The 23,515-nt window shown below is 69.6% G+C and carries 24 protein-coding genes; 13 read left to right on the top strand and 11 right to left on the bottom strand.

Annotated elements, in window-relative coordinates; translation table 11 throughout:
* Positions 1-51: 51 nt before the first annotated feature.
* The 4 genes from ACFY2X_RS32280 (at position 52) to ACFY2X_RS32265 (ending at position 3,842) form a co-directional block, all read left to right on the top strand.
* Complete coding sequence (locus tag ACFY2X_RS32280) at positions 52-381, top strand: hypothetical protein (protein ID WP_389945814.1); 330 nt, start codon at positions 52-54, stop codon at positions 379-381.
* A gap of 31 nt (positions 382-412) precedes the next feature.
* Positions 413-1,759 carry a serine/threonine-protein kinase gene (locus ACFY2X_RS32275; protein WP_389945811.1) on the top strand — a complete coding sequence of 449 codons (1,347 nt, stop codon included), beginning with the start codon at positions 413-415 and terminating at the stop codon, positions 1,757-1,759.
* Positions 1,760-2,169: 410 nt separating this feature from the next.
* Positions 2,170-2,724: a DUF1062 domain-containing protein gene (locus ACFY2X_RS32270; RefSeq protein ID WP_389945808.1), complete on the top strand. Its 555-nt coding sequence runs from the start codon at positions 2,170-2,172 to the stop codon at positions 2,722-2,724.
* A 155-nt stretch (positions 2,725-2,879) separates the two neighbouring features.
* Positions 2,880-3,842 (top strand): hypothetical protein, encoded by a 963-nt coding sequence (locus ACFY2X_RS32265; protein WP_389945805.1) that lies wholly within the window; start codon positions 2,880-2,882, stop codon positions 3,840-3,842.
* On the opposite strand, the gene ACFY2X_RS32260 is transcribed toward ACFY2X_RS32265, so the two are convergent.
* The 4 genes from ACFY2X_RS32260 to ACFY2X_RS32245 form a co-directional block, all read right to left on the bottom strand.
* Positions 3,815-4,555: a Pycsar system effector family protein gene (locus ACFY2X_RS32260; RefSeq protein WP_389945802.1), complete on the bottom strand. Its 741-nt coding sequence runs from the start codon at positions 4,553-4,555 to the stop codon at positions 3,815-3,817. The two genes, ACFY2X_RS32265 and ACFY2X_RS32260, sit on opposite strands and share 28 nt — an antisense overlap.
* A gap of 250 nt (positions 4,556-4,805) precedes the next feature.
* Positions 4,806-5,168 (bottom strand): DUF5130 family protein, encoded by a 363-nt coding sequence (locus ACFY2X_RS32255; RefSeq protein WP_389945799.1) that lies wholly within the window; start codon positions 5,166-5,168, stop codon positions 4,806-4,808.
* Positions 5,169-5,173: 5 nt separating this feature from the next.
* A complete protein-coding gene (locus ACFY2X_RS32250) occupies positions 5,174-5,470 on the bottom strand; it encodes a hypothetical protein (RefSeq protein ID WP_389945797.1) in 297 nt (98 codons plus the stop codon).
* 62 nt (positions 5,471-5,532) lie between these two features.
* Positions 5,533-6,954 carry an amidase gene (locus ACFY2X_RS32245; protein ID WP_389945794.1) on the bottom strand — a complete coding sequence of 474 codons (1,422 nt, stop codon included), beginning with the start codon at positions 6,952-6,954 and terminating at the stop codon, positions 5,533-5,535.
* A 152-nt stretch (positions 6,955-7,106) separates the two neighbouring features.
* On the opposite strand from ACFY2X_RS32245, the gene ACFY2X_RS32240 reads away from it, so the two are divergent.
* From ACFY2X_RS32240 to ACFY2X_RS32230, 3 genes are all read left to right on the top strand, one after another.
* Positions 7,107-7,931: a nuclease-related domain-containing protein gene (locus tag ACFY2X_RS32240; RefSeq protein WP_389945791.1), complete on the top strand. Its 825-nt coding sequence runs from the start codon at positions 7,107-7,109 to the stop codon at positions 7,929-7,931.
* A gap of 222 nt (positions 7,932-8,153) precedes the next feature.
* On the top strand, positions 8,154-9,992 hold the full coding sequence (gene ilvD / locus ACFY2X_RS32235; protein WP_389945788.1) for a dihydroxy-acid dehydratase: 1,839 nt from the start codon (positions 8,154-8,156) through the stop codon (positions 9,990-9,992).
* A gap of 82 nt (positions 9,993-10,074) precedes the next feature.
* Positions 10,075-10,560: a helix-turn-helix transcriptional regulator gene (locus ACFY2X_RS32230; RefSeq protein ID WP_389945786.1), complete on the top strand. Its 486-nt coding sequence runs from the start codon at positions 10,075-10,077 to the stop codon at positions 10,558-10,560.
* A gap of 75 nt (positions 10,561-10,635) precedes the next feature.
* Here the strand turns inward: ACFY2X_RS32230 and ACFY2X_RS32225 are convergent, their stop codons facing one another.
* From ACFY2X_RS32225 to ACFY2X_RS32215, 3 genes are read right to left on the bottom strand one after another with little or no spacing between them, the layout of a single operon-like run.
* A complete protein-coding gene (locus ACFY2X_RS32225) occupies positions 10,636-10,848 on the bottom strand; it encodes a zinc ribbon domain-containing protein (protein ID WP_389945783.1) in 213 nt (70 codons plus the stop codon).
* A 14-nt stretch (positions 10,849-10,862) separates the two neighbouring features.
* The gene (locus ACFY2X_RS32220) at positions 10,863-11,684 is read right to left on the bottom strand and encodes a GNAT family N-acetyltransferase (RefSeq protein WP_389945780.1); all 822 of its coding nucleotides are present in this window, start codon (positions 11,682-11,684) and stop codon (positions 10,863-10,865) included.
* 42 nt (positions 11,685-11,726) lie between these two features.
* Complete coding sequence (locus ACFY2X_RS32215) at positions 11,727-12,236, bottom strand: HNH endonuclease (RefSeq protein ID WP_389945777.1); 510 nt, start codon at positions 12,234-12,236, stop codon at positions 11,727-11,729.
* Positions 12,237-12,554: 318 nt separating this feature from the next.
* On the opposite strand from ACFY2X_RS32215, the gene ACFY2X_RS32210 reads away from it, so the two are divergent.
* The 3 genes from ACFY2X_RS32210 to ACFY2X_RS32200 all read left to right on the top strand — a co-directional run bounded on the left by ACFY2X_RS32210 (position 12,555) and on the right by ACFY2X_RS32200 (position 15,990).
* Positions 12,555-14,627: a prolyl oligopeptidase family protein gene (locus ACFY2X_RS32210; protein ID WP_389945774.1), complete on the top strand. Its 2,073-nt coding sequence runs from the start codon at positions 12,555-12,557 to the stop codon at positions 14,625-14,627.
* A gap of 90 nt (positions 14,628-14,717) precedes the next feature.
* Entirely contained in the window at positions 14,718-15,542 is an 825-nt protein-coding gene (locus ACFY2X_RS32205; RefSeq protein WP_389945771.1) for a helix-turn-helix domain-containing protein, read from the top strand.
* 100 nt (positions 15,543-15,642) lie between these two features.
* On the top strand, positions 15,643-15,990 hold the full coding sequence (locus ACFY2X_RS32200) for a VOC family protein (RefSeq protein WP_389945768.1): 348 nt from the start codon (positions 15,643-15,645) through the stop codon (positions 15,988-15,990).
* Positions 15,991-16,190: 200 nt separating this feature from the next.
* On the opposite strand, the gene purU is transcribed toward ACFY2X_RS32200, so the two are convergent.
* The 3 genes from purU to ACFY2X_RS32185 all read right to left on the bottom strand — a co-directional run bounded on the left by purU (position 16,191) and on the right by ACFY2X_RS32185 (position 19,474).
* Positions 16,191-17,045, bottom strand: a complete 855-nt coding sequence (gene purU / locus ACFY2X_RS32195; RefSeq protein ID WP_389945765.1) for a formyltetrahydrofolate deformylase — start codon at positions 17,043-17,045, stop codon at positions 16,191-16,193.
* A 262-nt stretch (positions 17,046-17,307) separates the two neighbouring features.
* Positions 17,308-18,231, bottom strand: a complete 924-nt coding sequence (locus tag ACFY2X_RS32190) for a LysR family transcriptional regulator (RefSeq protein WP_389945762.1) — start codon at positions 18,229-18,231, stop codon at positions 17,308-17,310.
* Between the two features lie 142 nt (positions 18,232-18,373).
* On the bottom strand, positions 18,374-19,474 hold the full coding sequence (locus tag ACFY2X_RS32185; protein WP_389945759.1) for a pyridoxal-phosphate-dependent aminotransferase family protein: 1,101 nt from the start codon (positions 19,472-19,474) through the stop codon (positions 18,374-18,376).
* Positions 19,475-19,647: 173 nt separating this feature from the next.
* Here ACFY2X_RS32185 and ACFY2X_RS32180 point away from each other — a divergent pair, with 173 nt between their 5' ends.
* Positions 19,648-20,586 carry an anion permease gene (locus ACFY2X_RS32180; protein ID WP_389945756.1) on the top strand — a complete coding sequence of 313 codons (939 nt, stop codon included), beginning with the start codon at positions 19,648-19,650 and terminating at the stop codon, positions 20,584-20,586.
* Positions 20,583-21,215, top strand: a complete 633-nt coding sequence (locus ACFY2X_RS32175) for a DUF47 domain-containing protein (protein ID WP_389945753.1) — start codon at positions 20,583-20,585, stop codon at positions 21,213-21,215. Before ACFY2X_RS32180 ends, ACFY2X_RS32175 begins: the two co-directional genes overlap by 4 nt.
* Positions 21,216-21,245: 30 nt before the next feature.
* On the opposite strand, the gene ACFY2X_RS32170 is transcribed toward ACFY2X_RS32175, so the two are convergent.
* Positions 21,246-22,847, bottom strand: coding sequence for an alkaline phosphatase family protein (locus ACFY2X_RS32170; RefSeq protein WP_389945750.1), 1,602 nt, complete (start codon positions 22,845-22,847; stop codon positions 21,246-21,248).
* Positions 22,848-23,042: 195 nt separating this feature from the next.
* On the opposite strand from ACFY2X_RS32170, the gene ACFY2X_RS32165 reads away from it, so the two are divergent.
* Positions 23,043-23,510, top strand: a complete 468-nt coding sequence (locus ACFY2X_RS32165; RefSeq protein WP_389945747.1) for an NUDIX hydrolase — start codon at positions 23,043-23,045, stop codon at positions 23,508-23,510.
* Positions 23,511-23,515 lie beyond the last annotated feature (5 nt).

Genomic DNA, 23,515 nt, shown 5'->3' with positions numbered 1-23,515 from the left:
GAGGATCCTTTCGCAAACTGTGAGCACCCGAGAGAGAAAGGGAGAACACAGATGCGCCTCAACGCCATCATCGCCGCACTGCTCGCCGGAGCCGCGATCACGGCCGCAGCCCCGGCCGCCCAGGCCGAGACCAAGTACTGGGTGGACACCCACGGCACCGCCACGGGCTTCTACCACGGAGGATTCCTCTACGCCGGCACGAACTACGTGTTCTGCAAGCGCTGGGGCGACCGGGTGGGCACCGGCAACGAGTACAACCACTGGTGGCTGCTCACCGACATGGACACCGGTGGCCGCGACTACATCTCGGCGTACTACCTCAGCCGCTGGGGCAATGACGAGGCCAAGGACAACTCGGGCGCGGAGATCCCCAACTGCTGACAGAAAGTAATCGACACGCGACGATGGGTGAATGGACGTCCCCCTTGAGATCGGCCGCTACCGCGTCGAGCGGCTCCTGGGCCAGGGCGCGTTCGCCACGGTGTGGCTCGCGCACGACGATGATCTGAACGCCCCCGTCGCCGTCAAGGTTCTGGCCGCGCACTGGGCGAACCACCAGCGGATACGCCGGCGGTTCGCCCAGGAGGCCAGGATGATCCGGCGGGCCGAGTCACCGCATGTGGTGCAGGTGCACGACATCGGCACACTGCCCGACGGACGGCCGTTCTTCGTGATGGGCCACGCCGACCTCGGCACCCTGCGCGACCGGCTGGCCGGTGGCCCCGTGCCGCTGGGTGAGGCGGTCCGGCAGACCCTGGAGATCGCGATCGGCGTGGCCGCCCTGCACGACCACGGCATCGTCCACCGCGACCTCAAGCCCGCCAACATCCTGATCCGCTCTCTGCCCGGCGGCGGGGAACGGCTGATCGTGGCCGATCTCGGCATCGCCAGGGAACTCGCGCAGACCTCCGGCTTCACGCTGCCGGGCGGCACCCCCGGCTACATGGCGCCCGAACAGCTCAGCCCCGCCTCCGCCCCCGACGAGCGCGCCGACGTGTACGGCCTGGCCGCGGTGGCCCACCACCTGATCACCGGCGAGCCGCCCGGCCGGACCCCGAGCCGGATCTCCTCACCCGCGGGCGAGGTCATCGCCCGAGCCCTGGCCGACGACCGCGACGCGCGCTGGCCGGACGTCCGCGCCTTCGCCTCGGCACTGGCCACGGCCGCCGGTGAGCCCCAGCCGCTGCCGGGCGGGGCCGGGAAGAGGCCGAAACTGCTGCTGGCCGCGCTGCTGACCATCACGGTCGCCGTCGCCGGGGGTGTCACGCTCGCCGTCCGGCGTGACGACGGCGCGTACGAGCGATGGTTCCGGGCCGGCGCCGACATCCCCGAGGAGTATCGCGCCGCGATCACCGAAGCGGGAACCTGGTGCACCGACGTGCCCGGCCTGAGCCCCGCGCTCATCGCCGCCATGCTGAAGGCGGAGAGCGGTTTCGACCCGGAGCTCGCCGACGACACCACCAAGGAGTACGGCATCGCCCGGTGGACTCCGGACGTCCTGGAGCCCTACCTGCCCGCGAGCTACTCGCGCTCGCCGCGGGCCGGGGCCCTGGACCCCGAGGTGGCCATCCCGGCGATGGGCCGGTTCCTGTGCACGCTCGGCCCGAAGGTGCGCGACGTGCCGGGCGATCCCGCGCTCAATCTGGTCGGCGTCTACCGGAGCTCGGTCGCCACGGTACGGCAGGCGAAAGGCGTTCCGCCGAGGTGGCGCGACCATGCCGGAAAGGTCAGCGCCTACCTGAGGGCCTACCGGCCGTGAGCGTTCCGCCCCGGCCTGCTCGGGGCCGGGCACGCGTCATGTCGATCGGTCTTCTTCCGGCCCGGTGATCCGCTCTGACGCGACCTTGAGCTCACTTTGAGGGCCGCCGCGAGACTCGGATGCGATAACCCCGCACTCAAAACCCTAGGAGAGGCGGAAAATCAATTGCGGCCCAGTGAGTGATCTCGTACGTTGCGATCGGCATCGTCGAATACGTCGTGAGGACAACCGCGTGACCCCGCCTGCTCTCTTCGCCTGACACCTTCCCACAGCGCTCTGACGCCGACACGGTCGGCTCCGCCGGGCTGCCCCAGGCCGCCCTGGCCCTTCAGCGTTTCAGGCCGCGCGAGCGCGGCCTTTCGTCAGGTCTTAGAGAGATCATGTCCTCACAACCCCATAGAGATCATTTCGTGCTGTCCTGGACCGTGCGCCGGACCCGCCTGCCCCTCCTCTCCCTTCGCTGCCTGCGGTGCCGTGCGGCGGTGGCCACCGCCGCGGAGGGCAAGTTCCGGGTCAACGCCAACGGCAAGCTTCTCGACGTGTGGCTTCTGGTCCATTGCGTCTCCTGCGGCCAGACCTCGAAGGTCACGGTGCACGAGCGGGTCCCGGTCCGGTCCATCGACCCGGTCCGCCTGCACGCGTTCGAAACCAACGATCCGGCGCTCGTCGCCCAGACACTCCTGGACCCGCTGGTCGCCCGGCGTAACCGGTTCGCCCTCGACTGGAGCGACGCGTGGTGTCTGGTCACGCCCCCGGGTCCGCCCGCGGACGCGGGCTGGCCAATCCGGGTGGAGGTCGAGTTCCTGGACCCCGTCCCGGTCCGTCCGCAACGGCTGATCGCCCAAGGTCTCGGCATCAGCAGGAGCGAGACCGAACGCCGGATCAAGTGCGACGTCCCTCTCGTCCGCAGGACGAGCACGGATTTCGCCTTCATCGTCCATCCCGGCCCTCAGGGATGGGGGTGAGGTGTGATGAAGGATCGCCGCCGCGAGCGGCATGATCAATGCGGCCAATCTGATCAGATGATGATAAAAATAGCCCCTACCTGCGAGAACGGACCAACACCCACTTTGCGCAGATAACACCCCCCTTCACTCACAGGCCATGAGAAGGTGATCATGTGGAATCGGCGCGCGATCTGCTCGTCTCCCTCGCGCGGAGATACGCCTTCGCCGACCTCGGAGCCCTCGCCTCGGACGTCGTCGAGAACGCGGAGGTCATCGAGGCGGTATGCGAGTTCGGGCAGCGGCTGCTCTCGCTCGACGCGGAGGACTTCGCCGCCGAGGCGCGGGCCGTACCCAACGATCTGAGGCGGCGGGCGCGGGCGTGCACCATGCCGCAGACACCCCGGGAGCAGCCGCGTGGCGCGCTGGAGTCACTCCGGCCCGCCTACGGGCTGCTGCTGGAGGTGATCGCGGTCCGGTGGCACAGGCGCGAGCTGAGCCCCATGGTCGCCGCCCTGCACATCGCCAGTGAGTACCTGCCGCTGCTCGCCTTCGAGCCGGTGCTCGGCCACGCGGGCGACCCCGCCCGCTGGCCCCAGGGCTTCAGCGCGCCGGGCAGCAGGTTCGGCGTGATCGGCGACCGTGAGTGCGACCACACCAAGGCGGAGCAGTCGGCCACCAACCGCACCCTGCGGGTGTCCGGGGAACCGGCCGAGGGCTGGCGGGCCTACTTCGACCGGCAGCACAGCCAGGTGGCGGGGGCACTCGCCACCTGCGTGGCCACCTGCCGCAACCCGTGCACCGCCATGGACTGGGTGGAACGGGACCGCCGCGAGGACCTCGCCCTACGCGCCCGGGTGGCGCTGACCTTCGCCGACACCCCCCTGGTACGGCTGCGCCACGCGGCCCCCGTGGGTCACGGGTTCGGCGTGCCCTCCCCCGAGGAGGTCCTCGAAGCGTGGGAGCGCAGCCGGCTGGTCCTGGCCAAGAACGAGGTGGGCAACGCGGCCGGTGAGGACGACGGTTTCCCCCTGCCGGGCCTGCCCAGCCTGGTCTCCGCGGTCGCGGCCGCCCCCGTGGTGCCCTCGACGCTGCTCACGGACATCACCACTCACCTGGTGAAGCTTCTCCGGATGTGATCTCGCGGATCCAGCATGAGCGCCGAGCGGGGCGCCTGTGTCCGGTGAACGGCCGGAGCCATGGGCCTGCCGAACAGGTCCCACGATGTCATGACCTGGCCGATGACCACCGAAAGCAGGCAGCAGACGACGGAGATCAGCAGCAGGAGCGTCCCCCTGCGGATGTAGCGGTCTTTGGCGGCGGCGATGGAGCTGAGCTTTCTGATCCGCAGCACGAGCCGGTCGGCCCGGACCCGGGTGTCCTGGCTCGCCATGCGGGCTCTCAGGTCGGCGAGCGCGCTGTCGGCGAAGGCTCCGGCGCGGGAGTCCTCGGGACGGGGGACATCGGCGCGGGGGCTCGGGGCGTGCGCGCGGACGGAGTAGAAGCGCCGGCGCTCCACCGCCCGCCCGGCGAGCCGCACGATGCGGGGATAGACCGCACCGGCCAGCACTACGATCGCCATCACGCAGAAGAAGACACCGGCCCACCAGAGCCACTCCACCTGGCCGGGCAGTTCCTGCGGCCTCAACCGGCCGGCCAGCAGCCCGCCGAAGACGGCCGCCGCCATCAGGGCGACCGCCTTCCGGTCCGCCCTGAAGATCTCCTCGCGCACGTCGGCCAGGGTCTCCGCGATGTAGGCGAGCGTCCCGTCCCGCTCCTGCCTCGCAGGATCTCCCGGGGAATCCCCGGAAGAGGCGCGACCCGGCAACGTGTCCCGAACGATCTTCAGCACGACCCGATTGTGACTCCTGCGCTCCCGGCGAAGAGCGGCTTCTCGCTGCCCCCGGCGGGAATGGACGACGGTCAACTTCTGACCATTTTCGAATGGAAGAAACCATAACAGGGAGACGATTCAGGAAAGGCGAGTCCTCCGCTGCGGGTCTCCGGCGTGAACGCCCTCCCCCGGGGCGGGGAGGAGGCACGGAACGGTCTCGTACGGGGTGAGAACGGAGCCGGGAGAGCCAGGAGAGCCGGGGAGAGAGTCACCTCCGGCGCGAAGCCAGATCGGCGAGCAGCCACACCCCCGCGACGAGCCCGCCCACCAGATCCCCGGTGTCGAGGACGGCCGCCATCGACATCGCGGCCAGGCGGCACGCCCCGTCCGGGATCCTTCGTCTGGCCAGGGGGCCCGTGACGATCTCCAGTGCCCTTCCCGCGGGATCCACGAAGACGAGCACGGCCCTGCCCGCCTCCTCCGCCAGGGCGGCGTGCAGCCGTTCGGAGAAGTGGCGGCGGGGGCCGATCGCCGGTCCGAGGTAGACGGCGAAGCGCAGGCCGCTGCGGTGCTCGGCGGCGCGCAGCGCTTCCCTGATGTCGTCGACCTGCGTCGGGGTCAGAGTCCGCATCGCCGTCACCATCCCGCCGACGCCCCGCCGAGGCCGCGCCCCGGCTCGGAGATCTCCGCCAGTGAGACCCAGTCGACCCGCGGCTCCCGCGCCGAGGCCTCCTGGTCCACCAGCACCAGGCCGGAGACGCTCACGCCGTACTCGCTGCGGAGAGGGCCTCCGAACCACACCGCGCCCGCCGAAGTGCTCTGTGCGGCGCTCGCGCGCACCCTGCCGGGCAACATCACCAGCAGGGTGATGAGCAGGAACAGACCCGCGGAAACTCCGATGAGAAACCCGAGGACCTGAATCGCGCTGTCCACACAAACAACGGTAAGCCCCTGGTGAGAGCCCGTCGAGAGGCCTTCCGGACAGGTCGGGAGACCTACCAGACGGCAGGCCTGCGCTCTCCCCAGAAACCGCCGCGGGCCGCCTCGATCTGGGCCGAGACCGAGATCAACGTGCCCTCGTCGCCGAACCGCCCGGCGAGCATGACACCGATCGGCAGGCCCTCGGACGTCCAGTAGAGCGGGAGGTTGACCGCAGGCTGGCCACTGACGTTGTAGATGGCGGGGAAGGCGGCGAACCGCTTCATCCGCTCGAAGGTCTCCTCGGGGTCCTCGACCTCCTCGAACCAGCCCACCGGCCGGGGTGGCTGGGTGACGGTCGGAGTGAGCACCGCGTCGTACTCGTTGGTGACCATCAGCCCGAAGCGGGTGGCGAGCTGCAACGCCGACTGCGCCTGCAGGAAGTCGGGGGCCGGGGTCGCGAAACCGCGCTCGCGCAGCCAGGCGGTCAGCGGCCGGAGCCGGTCCTGCTTGGTCAGGTCCACGGGGTGCATGCAGGCGAAGGCGTACCAGAGCGTCACGAACTGCGGCACCAGGTCCGGCGTGAACGGCGGGGGGATGTCCACCACCTCGTGGCCGAGCGCCGCCAGCTCCGCCGAGGCGTGCTCGTAGGCGGCGAGCACCTCGGGGGCCACCTCGGCGCCTGGGACGAGCGGTTCGGCGTAGCGAGCGATCCGCAGTCGGCCCGGATCCCGGCCCACGTAGGCCTCGAACGATCCGAGCTCCGGCGATGGCGCGTGGTAGAGGTCGCCGGGGTTGTCGTGGGTCATCAGATCGAGCAGCGCGACGGCGTCGGCCACGGTCCGGGCGATCGGGCCGTTGGTCGACATACCGGCCAGGTCGGGGATGATCGGCGCGAAGCTGATGCGGCCCCGGGTGGGCTTGATGCCGTACAGCCCGCAGACCGAGGCGGGGATCCGGATCGAACCGGCGCCGTCGCTGCCCTGCGCCGCGGGAGCGAGACCGGCGGCGACCGCGGCGGCCGCGCCGCCGCTGGATCCGCCTGCCGAGCGGGACAGGTCCCACGGGGTGCGGGTGGGCGGGGAAAGGAAGGTCTCGGTGTAGCACGGCAGCCCGAACTCGGGCGTCGCGGTCTTGCCGAGCATGATCGTCCCGGCGTCCCTGAGCCGCTCGACCACGCTGTCGTCCACCGGGGCGACGAAATCGTCGTAGGTGGCCGAACCGAAGTGGATCGGCACGTCCTTGACCAGGTTGAGGTCCTTGATCGGAATCGGCACGCCGAACAGGGGCGAGGAGTCGTCGCCCGCGAGCACCTTGGCCTCGATCTTGTGCGCCTGCTCCAGGGCCAGCTCGGGGGTCACGGTCACATAGGCGCCGACCTCGGAGTCCAGTCGCGCGATGCGGTCGAGGTAGTGTTCGGTGATCTCGACGGGCGAGATTTCCCTACGTCGTACGGCTGCCGCCTGCTCCAGGGCGGTAAGATCATGTATGTGAGCCACGTCCCGCACAGTAGGCGCAGACGGCCCGGTTATCTAGAGAGGAAATGAGTAGATACCCGGTTCGGAGTAGCCGCAAGCGGGTCATGGCGGTCACAAAAGTATGAGAAACGCAATACTAGGCACCCTTATGGACGTCAGCTACCGTGAGTTACGTGGATTCCGGTCAGGTACCAGAAGACGGTAACACTACGTCACCTATTTGGGTCAGCGACCGACCGGCCGAGGACAGGCCGACGTCTCGACCCGCCGCGCCCGCGTCTACGTACGCGCCCATCGAACGCGCTTCACTGCGCAGCCTGCTCGACCACCCCAAATACGGCCACCTGCGGCGACGCGTCCTGATCGCGGTCGCCGTAGGAGTCGTCGCGGGCATCCTGCTGGCCAGCTGGCGACTGGGCGTGATGGCCGCGATCGTGGCCGCGATCGCCGACACGGTGCTGCGCGCCCGCTCGAATTCGAGCGTGCCCGCCTGGCGGCGTGCCTCGGTCGCGGAACGGCGCACGGAGGCCCAGCTCAAGAGGCTGGAGCGCGGTGGCTACCGCACCCTGCACGCCCGGGCGATTCCGGGGAGCGAGGCCCAGATCGACCATCTGGTCGTCGGGCCCACCGGGGTCTACGCGGTCGACTCCGAGAAGTGGGACAAGCGCCTGCCGGTCCGCGTCCAGTCGCACCGCAAGCTGTTCCACGGGCCGTTCAACCAGAAGCCCCGCCTCGACGAGGCGCGCTGGGAGGCGTCGCAGGCCAGCGAACTGATCGCCGAGGAACTCGGCCATGCGGTCACGGTCGTCCCGTCTCTGGCGATCTACGGCCCGGCGATCCCGTGGAAGGTTCTGAACGTCCGCGAGGTCGACGTCTTCGACGGCAGCCGCGTCCGTAAATGGATCACCAAGCGGGAGCGGTCACTCACCGACGCCGAGATCGACAAGATCTACGAGGCCGCCGAGAGGGTCCTGCCCGCCCGTTACCCCGAGTCCTGACCCCGGCCGGCCCCGGCCGGCCCCGTGGCGGCGGATTCGGCCGCCGCCACGTCACTCGTGCTCCCCGTCGCGCTCTCCCGCCGCGTCATCCGCCGCCTCCCGCGCTCCCGGCACGTCCCGTGGACCTCATCCGCCGCCGTCTCGCGAGATGGACCGAAGTCTCACGCACTGAACGGTGGCCGTACCATTTGAGGACACGGTTTCGATGATGGGAGAAGCCTTATGCCCGCCCTCAGGTCTCGTACGGTCACTCACGGCAGAAATATGGCCGGAGCCCGGGCCCTGCTCCGGGCGACGGGCGTAGAAGGCGGTGACTTCGGCAAGCCGATCATCGCGGTGGCCAACAGCTTCACCCAGTTCGTCCCCGGGCACGTCCATCTCCGCGAGGTCGGAGACGTGGTCGCGGGGGCGATCCGCGAGGCGGGCGCGATCCCACGCGAGTTCAACACGATCGCGGTGGACGACGGCATCGCGATGGGCCACGGCGGCATGCTCTATTCGCTGCCCAGCCGCGAGCTGATCGCGGACGCCGTCGAATACATGGTGAACGCGCACTGCGCCGACGCGCTGATCTGCGTCTCCAACTGCGACAAGATCACCCCGGGCATGCTGCTGGCCGCGTTCCGGCTCAACATCCCCACGGTCTTCGTCTCCGGCGGCCCGATGGAGGCCGGCAAGACGGCGGGTCGCAAGCTCGACCTGATCGACCCGATGATCGCCTCCGCCGACGACGCCGTCTCCGACGCCGAGCTGCTGGAGATGGAGGAGAACGCCTGCCCGACCTGCGGTTCGTGCAGCGGGATGTTCACCGCCAACTCGATGAACTGCCTCGCCGAGGCCATCGGCCTGGCCCTGCCGGGCAACGGCACGATCCTCGCCACGCACAAGGCGCGCAAGAAGCTGTTCCAGGACGCCGGGCGCCGGCTGGTGGACATCACCCGCCGCTACTACGAGCAGGACGACGAGACGGTCCTGCCGCGCAACATCGCCACCCGCGAGGCGTTCGAGAACGCCATGGCGCTGGACGTGGCCATGGGCGGCTCGACGAACACGATCCTGCACATCCTCGCCGCGGCCCGCGAGGCCGAGGTCGACTTCGGCCTCAAAGAGATCAACGAGATCTCGCTGCGGGTGCCGTGCCTGTGCAAGGTCGCCCCGGCCACGGCGAAATACCACGTGGAAGACGTCCACCGCGCGGGCGGCATCCCCGCCATCCTCGGCGAGCTCGACCGGGCCGGCCTGATCCACCGCGACACCCACACCGTCAACGGCGGCACGATGGGCGACTACCTCGACGCCTGGGACCCCAAGTCGGCGAGCGCGCTGCCCGAGGCCCTGGAGCTCTGGCACGCAGCCCCCGGCAACGTCCGCACCGTCAAGCCCTACTCTCAGGAAGCCCGCTGGGAGTCGCTGGACCTCGACCGGTCCGAGGGCTGCGTGCGCGACTTCGAGCACGCCTACACCCGCGACGGCGGCCTGGCCGTCCTCTACGGCAACATCGCCACGGAGGGCTGCATCGTCAAGACCGCCGGGGTGGACGAGTCGATCTGGAGGTTCTCCGGGCCCGCCGTGGTCTTCGAGTCCCAGGACGACGCGGTGGAGGGCATCCTGAACAACAAGGTCAAGCCCGGCGACGTCGTGGTGATCCGCTACGAGGGCCCGAAGGGCGGGCCGGGCATGCAGGAGATGCTCTATCCGACCTCGTTCCTCAAGGGCAAGGGCCTGGGCAAGGCCTGCGCGCTGATCACCGACGGCCGCTTCTCCGGCGGCACGAGCGGGCTGTCCATCGGCCACGCCTCCCCCGAGGCGGCCGAGGGCGGCACCATCGCCCTGGTCGAAGACGGCGACCTCATCGAGATCGACATCCCGGGCCGCTCGATCGAGCTCAAGGTCTCCCAGGAGGAGCTGTCGGCTCGCCGTGAGCGGCTCGTGACCGACCTGGGCGGCTACCGGCCGCGCGACCGCCACCGCCCGGTGAGCGCCGCGCTCCAGGCCTACGCCGCGCTGACCACCTCGGCCTCCACCGGCGCCTCACGGGACCTGTCCCAGCTGTCGCGCTGACGTCGCCGTTCTTGTCGGGTACGGCATCGCCGTACCCGACAAGAGTTCGAAAAATGTCGGTGGCCGTCCGTACTATTTGGGTATGGCTAACGTCATGAAGCCCTCCACCAGCCCGCTGACGACCGCCGAGATCGCCGCCCTCGCCCTGTCCCTGGCGCACCTGGGTTCGGGCCCGCAGGCCACCACCGCCCGGCGTGGCCTGCGCCACGTGTTCGAGCACATGGAGCTCGACGACGAAGTCATCGCCACCACGCTCGCGACCCTCACCGAGCCGATGCCCGTCCCGACCGCCGATCGGGCCCGGACCATCGCCAACGCCATCACCTCCCGCCTCGTGGTCCGCCTGCACTACCGGGATGTCTCCGGGCGGATCACCGTCCGCGACGTCGACCCGGTGACGTGCATGGTCCACCGCGACTACTGGTACCTCGTGGGCATGTGCCGCCTGCGCGGCGCGATTCGGGCCTTCCGGTTCGACCGGATCGTGGCCACCGAGCCCACCTTCATCCCCGCCCGGCAGCACCTGGCCGACCACTTCTTGCCCTTCCAGGGCAAGCGCGCGGCCTAGGTCCCGTCCTGTCACCCGGTGGGATCGGCGAAACCGGGTGACAGGCTCCGAGCATGAGGATCCGGCAGGGAGTTCCTAACCGCAGCAGCCGCCACCACAGCAGCCGCCGCCACCGCTCGGGCGGGGGGCCTGAGCGCCCGATCCGCCTGTGACGGCGACCGTGGACAGCAGCTTGACCGTGTCGTCGTGACCCTGCGGGCAGAGCGCGGGGTCACCCGACTGGGACATCGGGCGGGAGAGCTCGAAAGTGGACCCGCAGGCGCGGCAGCGGAAGTCATAGCGTGGCATGACACACAGATTACTCAGCCGAATCTGATGGAGACGTAGTCGGCGACCGGGCGATAGCCGATCGCCTGGTAGATCGCGTTGGACGTGGGGTTGGACAGGTCGGTGAAGAGCAGCACCTCGGTGGCTCCCCCGGCCTGCGCCCTGGCCGTCACCGCGTGGGTGACCGCCGTGCCGTACCCCTTGCGGCGAAACTCCGGGGACGTGTAGACCGGGCCGATCCGGGACACACCCGCGATGGGCGAGGTGACCGCGGCGAACGCGACGGGCCGGCCCTCCACCTCCCACAGGACCAGTTCCTCACGGCTGACCCGGCTGGCCACCAGCGGGGTCAGGTTGTCGTAGGCGACGGAACCGGCCTCGATCTGGAAGTCGCCGTACCATCGCACCAGCCGGTCGACGTCGGCGGCGACAGCCGTACGGGAGGCCCCTTCGGGGAAGGGCCGCGGCCGGACGAGCGAGCCGAGCCGGTAGAGACGCTCGGAGCGGCGCTCGGCCTCGGGCAGCCACCAGGCGCCGGCGAACGCCTCAGCCTGCGGGAGCGGCCCGGAGACGCCGGGAATCGGCCGCTCGCTGTCGATCAGCTCGGTGGCCAGGTCGCGCACGGTTTCCGTGGGCATGACCGGCAGCAGCAGGGGGCGGGGAGGCGTCTGGCACGCCGCGGCGACGGTCTCACCGTCCTGTTCCAGCCAGCCCAGCAGCAGGTCATCACCCCATACGCCGCTGCGGATCCCGCGCAGGACGGTGAGCGGAACGGTGTTGCGGACCGGGTCGCGGAGCAGCCAGGGCTCCGCTGCCCCGGCGTACACCTCGACGTTGGAGGTGAAAGTCCATCCCATGCACCGATTGTGCCGACATGGACGCGCCGGGGCGAACGGGTATCAGGCCGCGTTCTCCTCCAGGTAGGGAGCCCACAGGGGATCACCGACGTTGTGCGCGCCGATCAACCGCCAGTGGACTCCTCGTGGCACCACCGGGGCGACGCTCAGCGTCCACCCCAGTTCCTCCAGCATTCGGTCCGCCTTGCGATGGTTGCACGGCGTGCACGAAGCGACGCAGTTCTCCCATGTGTGAAGGCCGCCCCTCGATCGAGGGATCACGTGGTCGATGGTCTCGGCCCGCTGGCCGCAGTAGGCGCACCGGTAGTCGTCCCGGCGCATCAACGCGGTTCGGGTCAGCGGTATCCGCGACCGGTAGGGGATGCGGACATATCGGCGAAGCCTGATCACCGAAGGAACGTCAAGCGTGCGGCTGGCCGAGCGCAACACGGCGCCCCGCCCGTCACGATGCACGACGTCCGCCTTCTCCCTCAGCACGAGCACGACCGCACGGTGCAGGGAAAGAGTGGTCAGGGGTTCGTAGGTGGCGTTCAACAGCAGGACTTGGCGCATCAGCGTGCCTTCCCCGCCGAATGACGCGTCAACTGAGGGGGTACGCCGTGGCGTACCCCGGTTGGCGGCCCCTCTTGGGGCCCGGATGCTTCCGTCACAGGGACCTCCGCCGGACGGCCCAGCGGATGGTCACCACGGCACCGTCCTCCACCAAGTTTGGCTTCTGCATCGTCGTTCCCGCCACCCATAAATGACTGGAGGGACGCCTGATACGTTTTATGCCCGCATTACCAGTTTTTAACTCCTCCCGCGACAGATCGACTACGCCCGTCGCGCAATAGACTCGCGGCACCGTCCCGAAGTCGTAGGGTTCCTGCCATGACGCGACAGCCATACCCGCCAGCCAGCCGTGATGAACTCGTCGAAGAACTCCACGGCGTCCCTGTCCCCGACCCCTACAGGTGGCTGGAAGAGCCTGATGATCCGGCGACCAAGGAGTGGCTGACGGCGCAGGAGGAGTTGTTCGCAGCCGAGATGGGAGCGCTTCCCGGGCGTGACGCGTTCAAATCGCGGATCGCCGAGTTGCTCAAGTCCGGTTCGATCGGCGCACCGGTCTGGCGCGGTGAACGGCGGTTCTTCATGCGGCGCACCCCGGAGCAGGAGCACGCGGTGCTCTACACCGTCGATCCCGACGGCACCGAGCGGGCGCTCCTCGACCCCACGGCGCTCGACCCCACCGGGCTCACCACGCTCGACGCCTGGCAGCCCGACAAGGAGGGCCGCCTGCTCGCCTACCAGGTCTCGGTGGGGGGCGACGAGGAGTCCAGCCTCTACCTGATGGACGTGCTGGTCGGTGACCGGATCGAGGGGCCGATCGACCGCTGCCGCTACTCCCCCGTGGCCTGGCTCCCCGGCGGGGAGGCGTTCTACTACGTGCGCAGGCTTCCCTCCACCGAGGTGCCCGAAGGCGAGGACCAGTTCCACCGCCGGGTCTACCTGCACCGGGTCGGCACCTCCACCGAGGACGACGTCCTGATCTTCGGTGACGGCATGGAGAAGACCAACTACTACGGCGTCGCGGTCTCCCGCGACGGCCGCTGGCTGCAGATCTCCGCCTCCCGGGGAACCGCGCCGCGCAACGACCTGTGGGTGGCCGACCTTTCGGCATCCTCCCCCGAGTCGCCGGAGCTGGTCGTCGTCCAGGAGGACGTGGACGCCCAGAGTTCCCTGCACTTCGGCCGCGACGGCAGGCTTTACGTCTTCACCGACCGCGACGCGCCGCGCGCCCGGATCTGCGTGACCGACCCGTCCACCCCTCAGGCCGAGCACTGGCGTGATCTGATCCCGCAGGACCCCGAGGCCGTGCTGAGCGACTTCGCGATCCTCGACGACCTGGACCGGCCGGTCATGCTCGTCGGCTGGACCCGCCACGCGATCAGCGAGATCTCCGTCCACGACCTGGGCACCGGCGAGCGCCTCGGCGAGGTTCCGACGCCCGGCCTGGGCACGATCGGCGGCATCAACGAGCGCCCCGAGGGGGGCTACGAGGCCTGGTTCGGCTACACCGACAACACCACACCGCCCACCATCCAGCGTTACGACGCCCGCACCGGCGAGACGACCCTCTGGGCCGCCTCCCCCGGCGCCGTCGAGGTGCCCGCCGTCGACACCGAGCAGGTGACCTACCGCTCGGCCGACGGCACCGAGGTCCACATGCTGGTGATCTCCAAGCCCGGGGCCGACGGCCCGCGGCCGACCATCCTGTACGGCTACGGCGGCTTCGGCATCTCGATGACCCCCGGCTACTCGGCGTCGATCCTGACCTGGGTCGAGTCGGGCGGCGTCTACGCCATCGCCCAGCTGCGCGGTGGTGGCGAGCAGGGCGAGGAGTGGCACCGGGCCGGAATGCTCGCCAACAAGCAGAACGTCTACGACGACCTGCACGCGGCGGCCGAGCACCTGATCTCCACCGGCGTCACCACCGCCTCCCAGCTCGCCATCTCCGGTGGCTCCAACGGCGGCCTCCTGGTCGGTGCGGCCCTCACCCAGCGCCCCGACCTGTACGCGGCCGTGGTCTGCTCGGCGCCGCTGCTCGACATGATCCGTTACGAGCGGTTCGGCCTCGGGGCCACATGGAACGTCGAGTACGGCTCCGCCGAGAAGCCCGAGGAGTTCGCCTGGCTCCACGCCTACTCGCCCTACCACCACGTCCGAGAGGGCGTTTCCTACCCGGCGACGCTGTTCACCGTCTTCGGGTCCGACACCCGGGTTCACCCGCTGCACGCCTGGAAGATGTGCGCCGCCCTGCAGCACGCCCAGTCTTCCGGCAGGCCGATCCTGCTCCGCAACGAGACCGAGGTCGGCCACGGCGCCCGCGCGGTGAGCAAGAGCGTCGAACTCGCCGCCGACCAGCTCACCTTCCTCGCCTACCACACGGGCCTGACCTCGTAGGCGACGACGCGTGTCCCCGGGGCCGTTTCCCGGTCCCGGGGAGCCGACGTCCGGCCGGCGACTGTCGGTCGCGGTGTCTAAGGTCGAGACGTGGAGGATGCCGCGGTGGCCGATGGCCTCGTTTTTCTCAGGGGAGACCCGAGCGTTCCCCTCCGCCCCTACGTCACCCATCTGTCGGCCTACACCGAGCGTTACCGGGAGCCGCTGCCGCGCAGGCAGCCTCCCTTCGCGGGGATAGTGATGATCTTCGGGTTCGGCGAGCCGCTCACGCTGGACGGGCCGGGCTCGGACGCGCCGCAGCGTCTGGCCTCGTTCGCCGGAGGTCTCCACGACACCTATGTGGACACCTCCACCACGGGGATCGCCGAGGGGGTGCAGGTCGACCTCACGCCGATCGGGGCGCGGCGGCTGCTCGGGATGCCGATGAGCGAGCTGGCCAACCGGGTGGTCTCCCTGGACGCCGTGCTCGGCTCATGGGCGAGCACGGCGGTCGAACGGCTGGCCGAAGCACCTGACCGGCGCGCCCGGCTCACCCTTCTCGACGAGTTGCTCACCCGGCGGATCCACTCCGCGCCCGCCCCCGACCGGCGGGTCTGCCATGCCTGGAGCCGGCTCGTCGCCACCAGGGGAACGATCGGCATAGCGTCGCTCGCCGAGGAACTGGGCTGGAGCCATCGCCACCTGGTCTCCCGTTTCCACGACCAGATCGGCCTGGCCCCGAAGGCGGTGGCGAGGGTCCTGCGTTTCGAGCACGCCCTCGGCCGGTTACGGACCGGCACACCCCTGGCCGACGCCGCCCTGACCTGCGGTTACTACGACCAGGCCCACATGAACCGCGACTTCAAGGCCATGGCCGGAACAACTCCCCGAGAGCTGGCTGCGCGGCCGCAGGGCCCGGCCACCGTCTCGGGCTAGACCGGGTTCCGCGGGTCTCGCCCGGCGAGGTCAGATTCCTCCAATACGGTACGGCCGGCCCCCGAGCATGCTGGCGGTAGCCGTACAGGAGGGAGAAACCATGCGAACGGTGTATCCGCTGGTCCGCTACCGGAACCCGGTGAAAGGCATCGACTGGCTGGTCCAGGCGTTCGGGTTCGAGGTCCACGCGATCCACAAGGACGATGACGGGGTCGTCGGCCACGCCGAGCTGACCGTCGGAACCGGGATGATCATGACCGGGACAGGAGAGCCGGGAGGTCCCGGAATCTACGTCGTGGTGGACGACCCGGATGCCCACCATGCCCGGGCCGTCGCGGCCGGCGCGGAGGTCACCAGAGAGCTCGCCGACCAGTCCTACGGGTCACGCGACTACGCGTGCAAGGACCTGGAGGGCAACGAGTGGTTCTTCGGGACATACGGGCCATGACGATGCCCGCGGGCCCGCGGTGAGACCGAACGATCTCGGTCCGGTCCCGGGGGGCCACCGGAGTTCGGGTGACCGCCGATCTCGGTCCGGGCTCGGCGGTCACTTCGGCGGAGACGACTACCGGGGCCGTCTCCGCCGGGGATCCGCCCCGGGGCCGTCTGGGCAGAAACGGCCCCGGGGCCGCGGGTGTGTCCCGCCGCTCAGCGCGGGAAGACGATGGTCTTGTGGCCGTCGAGGAGGACACGCTGCTCGGTGTGCCAGCGGACAGCGCGGGCCAGGGCCTGGCACTCGACGTCACGGCCGATGGCGGCCAGGTCCTCCGCGGAGTGGGTGTGGTTGACCCGGGCGACCTCCTGCTCGATGATCGGCCCCTCGTCGAGGTCGGCGGTCACGTAGTGCGCGGTCGCGCCGATCAGCTTCACGCCGCGGGAATGAGCCTGGTGGTACGGCTTGGCCCCCTTGAACGACGGCAGGAACGAGTGGTGAATGTTGATCACGTTACCCGCGAGCTTGCCGCAGAGGTCCTCGGACAGCACCTGCATGTAGCGTGCGAGCACCACCAGATCGGCCTGGTAGTGGTCGACCAGGGTCAGGATCTCCGCCTCCTGCCTCGGCTTGGTCTCGGCCGTGACCGGCAGGTGGTGGTAGTCGATGCCGTAGGACTGGGTCAGCGGCCGCATGTCGGGATGGTTGGAGACCACCGCGACGATCTCGATGTCGAGCAGGCCGGAGCGCATCCGGTAGAGCAGGTCGTTGAGGCAGTGCCCGAACTTGCTGACCATCACCAGCACGCGGGGCTTGACGGCCACATCGCGCAGCTTGACGTCCATGCCGAAGTCGGTGGCGAGGGCGGCGAAGGCCGCACGGAGCTCGTTGCCGGAGATCGGGGAGGAGAACTGCACCCGCATGAAGAACCGCTCGGAGACGGGGTCTCCGAACTGCTGGCTCTCGATGATGTTGCATCCCTGCCCGGCCAGGAGACCGGAGACCGCCGCGACCACCCCGGGACGGTCGGGACAGGACAACGTCAGCACGAACTCGGCCATAGAGCTCATCTGACCTCCTTCCCCGGCCGCTCGGAGCGCGCGCCGGCTCGCGCGCTGGTCTTGTTGACTCGCTCGCTCATGCCTTCACCCTCGAGAGGTCGGATCGTACGGTGCCTTCAGCCTGACCTGGGCAGAGTACAGCGCGTGACCCACTTCTCTCCGCATCATGTCCACAGTGTGGTCACCACCGGACCGCCCGGACCCGCTTCGATCCAGCCGGACCTCTCCCGGATCCCGCTCAGATCCGGAGATGCCGTGGCCGGAGCCCCGATCAGGAGATGCTTCTCAGGCGATTCTGTCCCGGCCAGCTGCGCACACCGCGCAGGAGGGCGATGAAGGCCTGTTCCGCCGGGGCCAGCAGGCGGTCCCTTCGGTGGGCGAGCACGATCGGCCTGGGCCTGGGCGCCGGAGTGACCTCCAGCGCGGCCAGCCGGCCGTCGGCGAGCTCCCGCTCGACGCAGTGCTCGGAGACCAGGGAGACACCGAGCCCGGAGGCGACCGCCTGCTTGATCGTCTCGGGCCCCCAGATCTCGGTACGGCGGGCCTCGTCCAGCATCCACGTCTCCAGGGCCTGCTCCTGGAGTTCCCTGGTGGACGAGCCGGGTTCGCGGAGCAGGAACCGCTCCCCGGCCAGCTCACCGGGCTCCGCCGTACCGGCCTGGGCGAGGCGGTGTCCGGGTTCGGTGATGAGCACGAGCCGGTCCCGCAGGATCGGCTCGCTCACCAGCTGGGCCGCGCCGGGCTCGCCGGCGAGCACGGCGACGCCGATCTCACCGTCGACGAGCTGCTTCTCGACCTGCTGGCCGTTGCCCACATAGATGCCGACCTCGATGCCGGGGTGCTGGTCGCGGAAGGCGGCCAGCAAGGGCGGCAGCAGGTAGGTGCCGACCGTGGTGGTGCCGCCCGCGACCAGGGTTCCGGTGTGCAGGCCGGAGACCTGCCGGATCGCGGTGACCGCCTCGTCCGCGAGGAGGAAGACCCGCTTGGCGTAGGCCAGCATGACCTCCCCCTCGGGGGTCAGCCGGATCCGCGCGCCGCTGCGGTCGATCAGGGTGGCACGCAGCGACTGCTCAAGCTGCCTGACCTGGTGGGACACCGACGGCTGGCTGAGATAGAGCTTCTGCGCGGCGGCCGAGAAGCCTCCGCACTCCACCACGGTCATGAAGATCCACAGGCGGTGCAGGTTGAGCTGCAACGTCGGTCCCTACCCTTCATCGCCTCTTCACGGCCTTCTCCACGGCCTTATCCACGACCCTCTTTTCACGGCCCTCTTCACGACACCTTCGGACACGGAGGCCTTCGCGGAACCCCGGTGCGGGAAGCCCGGCGCGGGCCTCTCATATGCCGCGAGCGGCCTCGATCGACTCGCGAAGCGCCTCTTCGAGCCGCTCCAGGCGGTGCCAGGGAATCTCCCCCATCGTGCAGATGCGAAAGAAGTCCGCGGAAAGACGGCCCTGACCGGCGTAGATAACGTAGCCGCGCTTCTTCAGCTCGTCATGAAGGGCGGCATACGACACGTTGTCGGGAAGATGAATCATCGTGACGGTATTTGAACGGTAGGGCTCGTCCACGAGCACCTTCAGGCCCAGGCGGGCGAACTGGCCACGGACCAGGGCCGCCCGCTCCCGGTAGAGCTTGGTCCTGGCCGCGAAACCGCCGCCCTCCTCGAACTCGGCGATGGCCTCGTCCAGGGCGTAGCAGACCTGCACCGCCGGGGTGAACGGCACGTCACCGGCGCGCTGGCCCCGCAGGTAGCTCGCCGCGTTCAGGTAGAGCGACCGGACCGGAACCTCCTCGACGCGCCGGAGGGACTTGCCGCTGCACAGGATGAACGACACACCGGGCTGGCCGTGCAGCCCCTTGTTCGCGGTGCCGCAGATGACGTCGCCGGCGACCTCGGCCAGATCCTGGTCCTCGATCGCGGTGCCGCTGATCGCGTCGATCAGGAACAGCGCCTCGGTGCCGGCCACGATCTCACCGATCTCCCTGATCGGGTTGATCAGGCCGGTGGTGGTCTCGTGATGGACGCAGATGACGGCGTCCACGTCGTCGTGCTCGGCCAGCGCCCGCCGGACGGCCTCGGGGTCGGCCGGAACCGTCCATTCGCCGCGGATCTCGTGGAACGGGATGCCGTGCGCGGCCGCGATCTTGATCATGCGCTCGCCGTAGACGCCGTTGTTCACGATCAGCGCGGACCGGCCCTCACGGATCGAGCTGATCACCGCCATCTCCATCGCGGCCGTGCCCGATCCGGTGACCAGCAGCGCCTCGTGCGTGCCCGCCAGGTTCAGGCAGCGCGGCAGCCCCTCGCGGATGCGGGACAGCAGCTCGCCGAACTCCGGCTCGCGGTGGCACAGGTCCCCTCGGAGCAGGGCGTCCTTGACCCGCTGCGAGGTGCACGCCGGTCCGGGGTTGAGCAGAACAAGCTCCTCGTCCATCATCCACTCACCGTCTGGGTAGGTATGTCCGTATCGATGAACTGGACGCTACCCGGGGAGCTCGGACAGAGGCAGCCGTCATTCGCCTATAGACCTCATAGGCGAACCTGCCCTACCGTTCATCGTCTATTCAACAGGAACGGGCATTCGTTCATCGATGGGAATGGGGGAACGTGAGCCTGATCGCCTTGACGTCGCTCGCCGGGCTGTTCTCGGTCGTCACCGGGATGAACGACGGCGGCGCGCTACTGGCGACCGGTTTGAAGATCCCCAGCATCCGGCCGCTGACGGGCCTGATCGCCATGATGATCGCGGTCGCCATGGTCCCCCTGGTGACCTACCAGGTCGCTGTGACCTTCACCACCCGGCTGGCGAACATGTACGGTCCCGGCGGTCAGATCGCCCTGGCCATCGCGGTGCTGTCCGCGCTGGCCGTAGTGATCACCCTCAGCAACCGGGGGCGGCCCACCAGCCTGACCCTCGCCATCGTGGGCGCCCTCACCGGCGCGGGCCTGGGATGGGGCCTGCCGGTCTCGGGCGGCGCGGTGCTGCTCGTGCTCGTGGTCGCCCTGGCGGCACCGTTCGTGGGAGGCCTGCTGGCGATCACGATGAGCAGCCTGCTCACGCGGCTGGCGCACGGCCGCACCCTGCGGCAGTGGCACCGCGCCGGGTTCGCCCTGCAGTGCCTGGCCTACGCGGCCAACGACGGGCAGAAGATGCTGGCGATCTTCATGCTCGCCCTCGGCTTCCATGGCGCCCCGCTGCCCGTCTGCCTGATCGTTGCGGTGCTGTTCGGGGCCGGCGCCCTGTACGGCCTGCCCCGTGCCGGCCGTACCCTCAGCAGGGAGATCATCGCCTCGCGCCCGCTGCACGGCGTGACCGCCGAGCTGGCCAGCGGCACCGCCGTCATCGGGTGCGCCGCCATCGGCGCGCCGGTGAGCATGACCCAGACGATCGCCGGTGCCCTGATCGGGTCCGCGGTGGCCGAAAGCGTCGGCCGGGTGCGCTGGCATGCCGCCACGAAGATCATTTTAGCCTGGACGCTGACGCTGCCGGTGAGCGGGCTGCTGGCCGCGGCGATGGCGCTCATCGTTCGAGGGGTGGTCGCGTGAAGCGGTTACGACGTGTGCGCGATCTGATGACCGGCCGCATGGACGGCGCGATCGCCAAGGCGCTGATCGGTCAGCTGGAGGCCACCAAGGAGGGGGCCTGGCTGGCCATGGCCATGATCGGCGGTGACACCGGCCGCACCGACGCCCACGAGCAGATGCGCGCCATCGAGCATCGCGGCGACACCGAACGGGCCACCCTGGTGGAGGAGCTGTCCGGTTCCCTGGTGACGCCGATCGATCGCGAGGACCTGTTCCGGCTGTCCCGCTCGATCGACGACGTGCTCGACTCCCTTCGCGACTTCGTCCGCGAGTCGCACCTCTACCGCATCGGCGACCAGCGCCGTTTCGTTCCCATGCTCGACCAGGCGATCGTCGGCATCGAGGCCCTGGAGACCGCGGTCCATGACCTGGCCTCCCGCCCCTCCGCGGTCGTCCGGGGCGCGCTGGAGGCCAAGAAGGCCAGCGGGACCCTCCGGCGCATGTACCAGTACGAGATCGCCCGCATCTTCTCCGGCGAGATCAGCGCCGAGACCATGAAGGAACGCGAGCTGGTCCGCCGCCTGGAGATCGTCGGCAAGGCGATCGGCGAGGCCGCCGACGCCATAGCCGACGGCGCGATGAAACGCTGATCCTCCCGGCGGGAGGATCAGCGTGGCCGATCAGGTGATGCGCAGATCGTCGATGGCCCAGTACCAGTCGTTGCCCGCGTCGGAGTAGCGGAAACGAACGGTCATGTTGAGGGCGCCCGCCGGGACGGCGACCGGGACGGACTCGGCCTTGGCGACGGCGTCGGCGGTGTAGGTCTTCACGACCGTGCGAGGACCGCCGTCGAAGGAGACCAGGACCTGCGCCTTCTGGGCACCTGCCTGCCGGTAGTGGGTGAGGAAGCCGATCTTCACCGTGTCGCGCCCGGAGACGAGGTACGGCGGGCTGACGAGGGTGGAGTTGAAGGTGCCGGTGCCGTGGAAACGGTCGTCCCACTCGTCGGAGTCGGCCACGGCGAACACCCCGCGGCCCCGGACGAACAACTCGCGCCACTGGTTGCGCTGGGCGCGGGACCAGAACTCATCCGTTGTGAACGACCAGCCGCGCCACTCCCTGACACCCCCGGCGGGCAGTCCTCTGTTGTCCACCGACCAGCCGATGGGCGCGGTGTGGGTGAAACCCTTGACCGTGGCCGGAGTCCGGAGCTCGTGCACCCGCTTGCCGAGGGACAGGTAGTCGAAGGGGTCAGTGGATCTGCGGGCGATGGACTTTCCGTCCAGCTCCGCCGGGAGCGGAAGGCCCAGCTGGCCGAAGACCGTGGCCGCCACGTCGACCATGCGGGTGTCGGAAGGAGTGGCTCCGGCCGCGATGCCGGGACCGGTGGCGAGGACGAAAGTGCGGCGCTCCTCGACGGTGGAGCCGCCGTGGCCCCCCGCGTCGGTGTGGCCGTGGTCGGTGGTGACGATCACGGTCCATCGCTCGCGCGTGTAGGTGGAGCGAGCCCGGACCGCCGCGAGAAGGCGGCCGATCTGTGCGTCGACGGTGGAGATCGCGTTCAGGTAGGCGCGGCTGCCGGCACCGCTGCCGTGCCCGGCGATGTCGATGCTGCCCAGGTAGACGAAGGCCACGTCCGGGTTGCGGTTGCGCAGCACCCGCTCGGAGACCCGGGTGATCCGCTCGTCCTCGGCTGGGTATCCGTCGGAGTCGCCGTTGAGGACGATCCGCGCGTCGACGCCGGCGCCGAAGGTGCCCTGGTCGCCGAGGGACTTCCAGTCCGTGGCGGCGTAGGTCGAATAGCCCGGGTCGATCCCCTCAAGCCTGGTGAGGAAGTCCGGATAGAGGTCGTAGCGCTTGCCCGCGAAGGTGTTGTCCTTCACCTTGTGCTTGTCCGGCCATGTCCCGGTGGCGATCGTGGACCAGCCGGGGCCGCTGGATGTGACGGCCATCGGGCTGGTGTAGAGCAGGCTGGTGCCGAAGGTTCCGCGGGCGGTCAGGGAGTCGAGGTTGGGCGCGTGGGCCGCGGCGATACGGTCGTGCCGCAGGCCGTCCAGCCCGATGACCAGGACTTTGTCGGCGCTGATGCCGTCGGGGACGTCCGGCACGGGGACGGGCGCCGCCGTGGCGGTCGTGGTGTTCAGGACCTTCTCGGGCCGGGGGCTCGGGACGGCCGCCGCGGGCGCGGGGGTGTCGGGTTCGGCCACGGCCAGAGCCACCGTCGCCGGAATCAGGACCGCGACCACGACCGCCGTCGCCACCACCGTGTTGCGTAGGCGCATGTACATCCTCTCGCGCAGGACCGGAGAACTCCGGCTCTGCGCGAGGTCTCCGTGACGGGTAATCGCGTAAAGGCTGCCAGGATTAATGGCGTCTTCGCAGGTCATCCGGCTTTTCAATGGCAACTGCGGGAGCCGTTATAGGCGTATTGAATTGATAGATGGTGATAACGTCCCGGGCGTATGGGCGATTTTCAGGTGAGCGACCGGCCGGCGGCGCGAGTGATTTGCGTGGACGGTGACGGCCGGGTGCTGCTGATGCACTGGCACGACACGGTCAGCGGCAGGACCCTGTGGGAGCCGCCCGGTGGTGGGATCGACCCGGGCGAGACAGCCTTCGAGGCCGCCCGGCGGGAGCTGGCCGAGGAGACCGGGCTACCGGGCGAGGCGGTGCTGAACCGCTGGGTGCCGGTGCGCCGGGAGTTCGACTGGCTCGGCGTCCACTACGCCAAGACCGAACGGTTCTACCTGGCCGGGTTCGATGACACGCCCGAGGTGACCCCCGGCGCGCTCACCGCCGAGGAGAGCGGCACCTACCTGGGATTCGGCTGGTTCTCCCCGCCGGAGATGGCCGAGCTGCCCGACGCCCTGGAGCCCCCGGACCTGCCGGAGGTCGTCTCCCGGGTCATGCGCCTGGGCGACCGCGGTGGGCGGAAAGGCCTGTGAGGCCA

The organism is Streptosporangium sp. NPDC000396 (assembly GCF_042898655.1).
Lineage (GTDB): Bacteria > Actinomycetota > Actinomycetes > Streptosporangiales > Streptosporangiaceae > Streptosporangium.
Note: the sequence above shows the minus strand (reverse complement) of the source record. Positions and strands in the feature narration are given on the sequence as shown.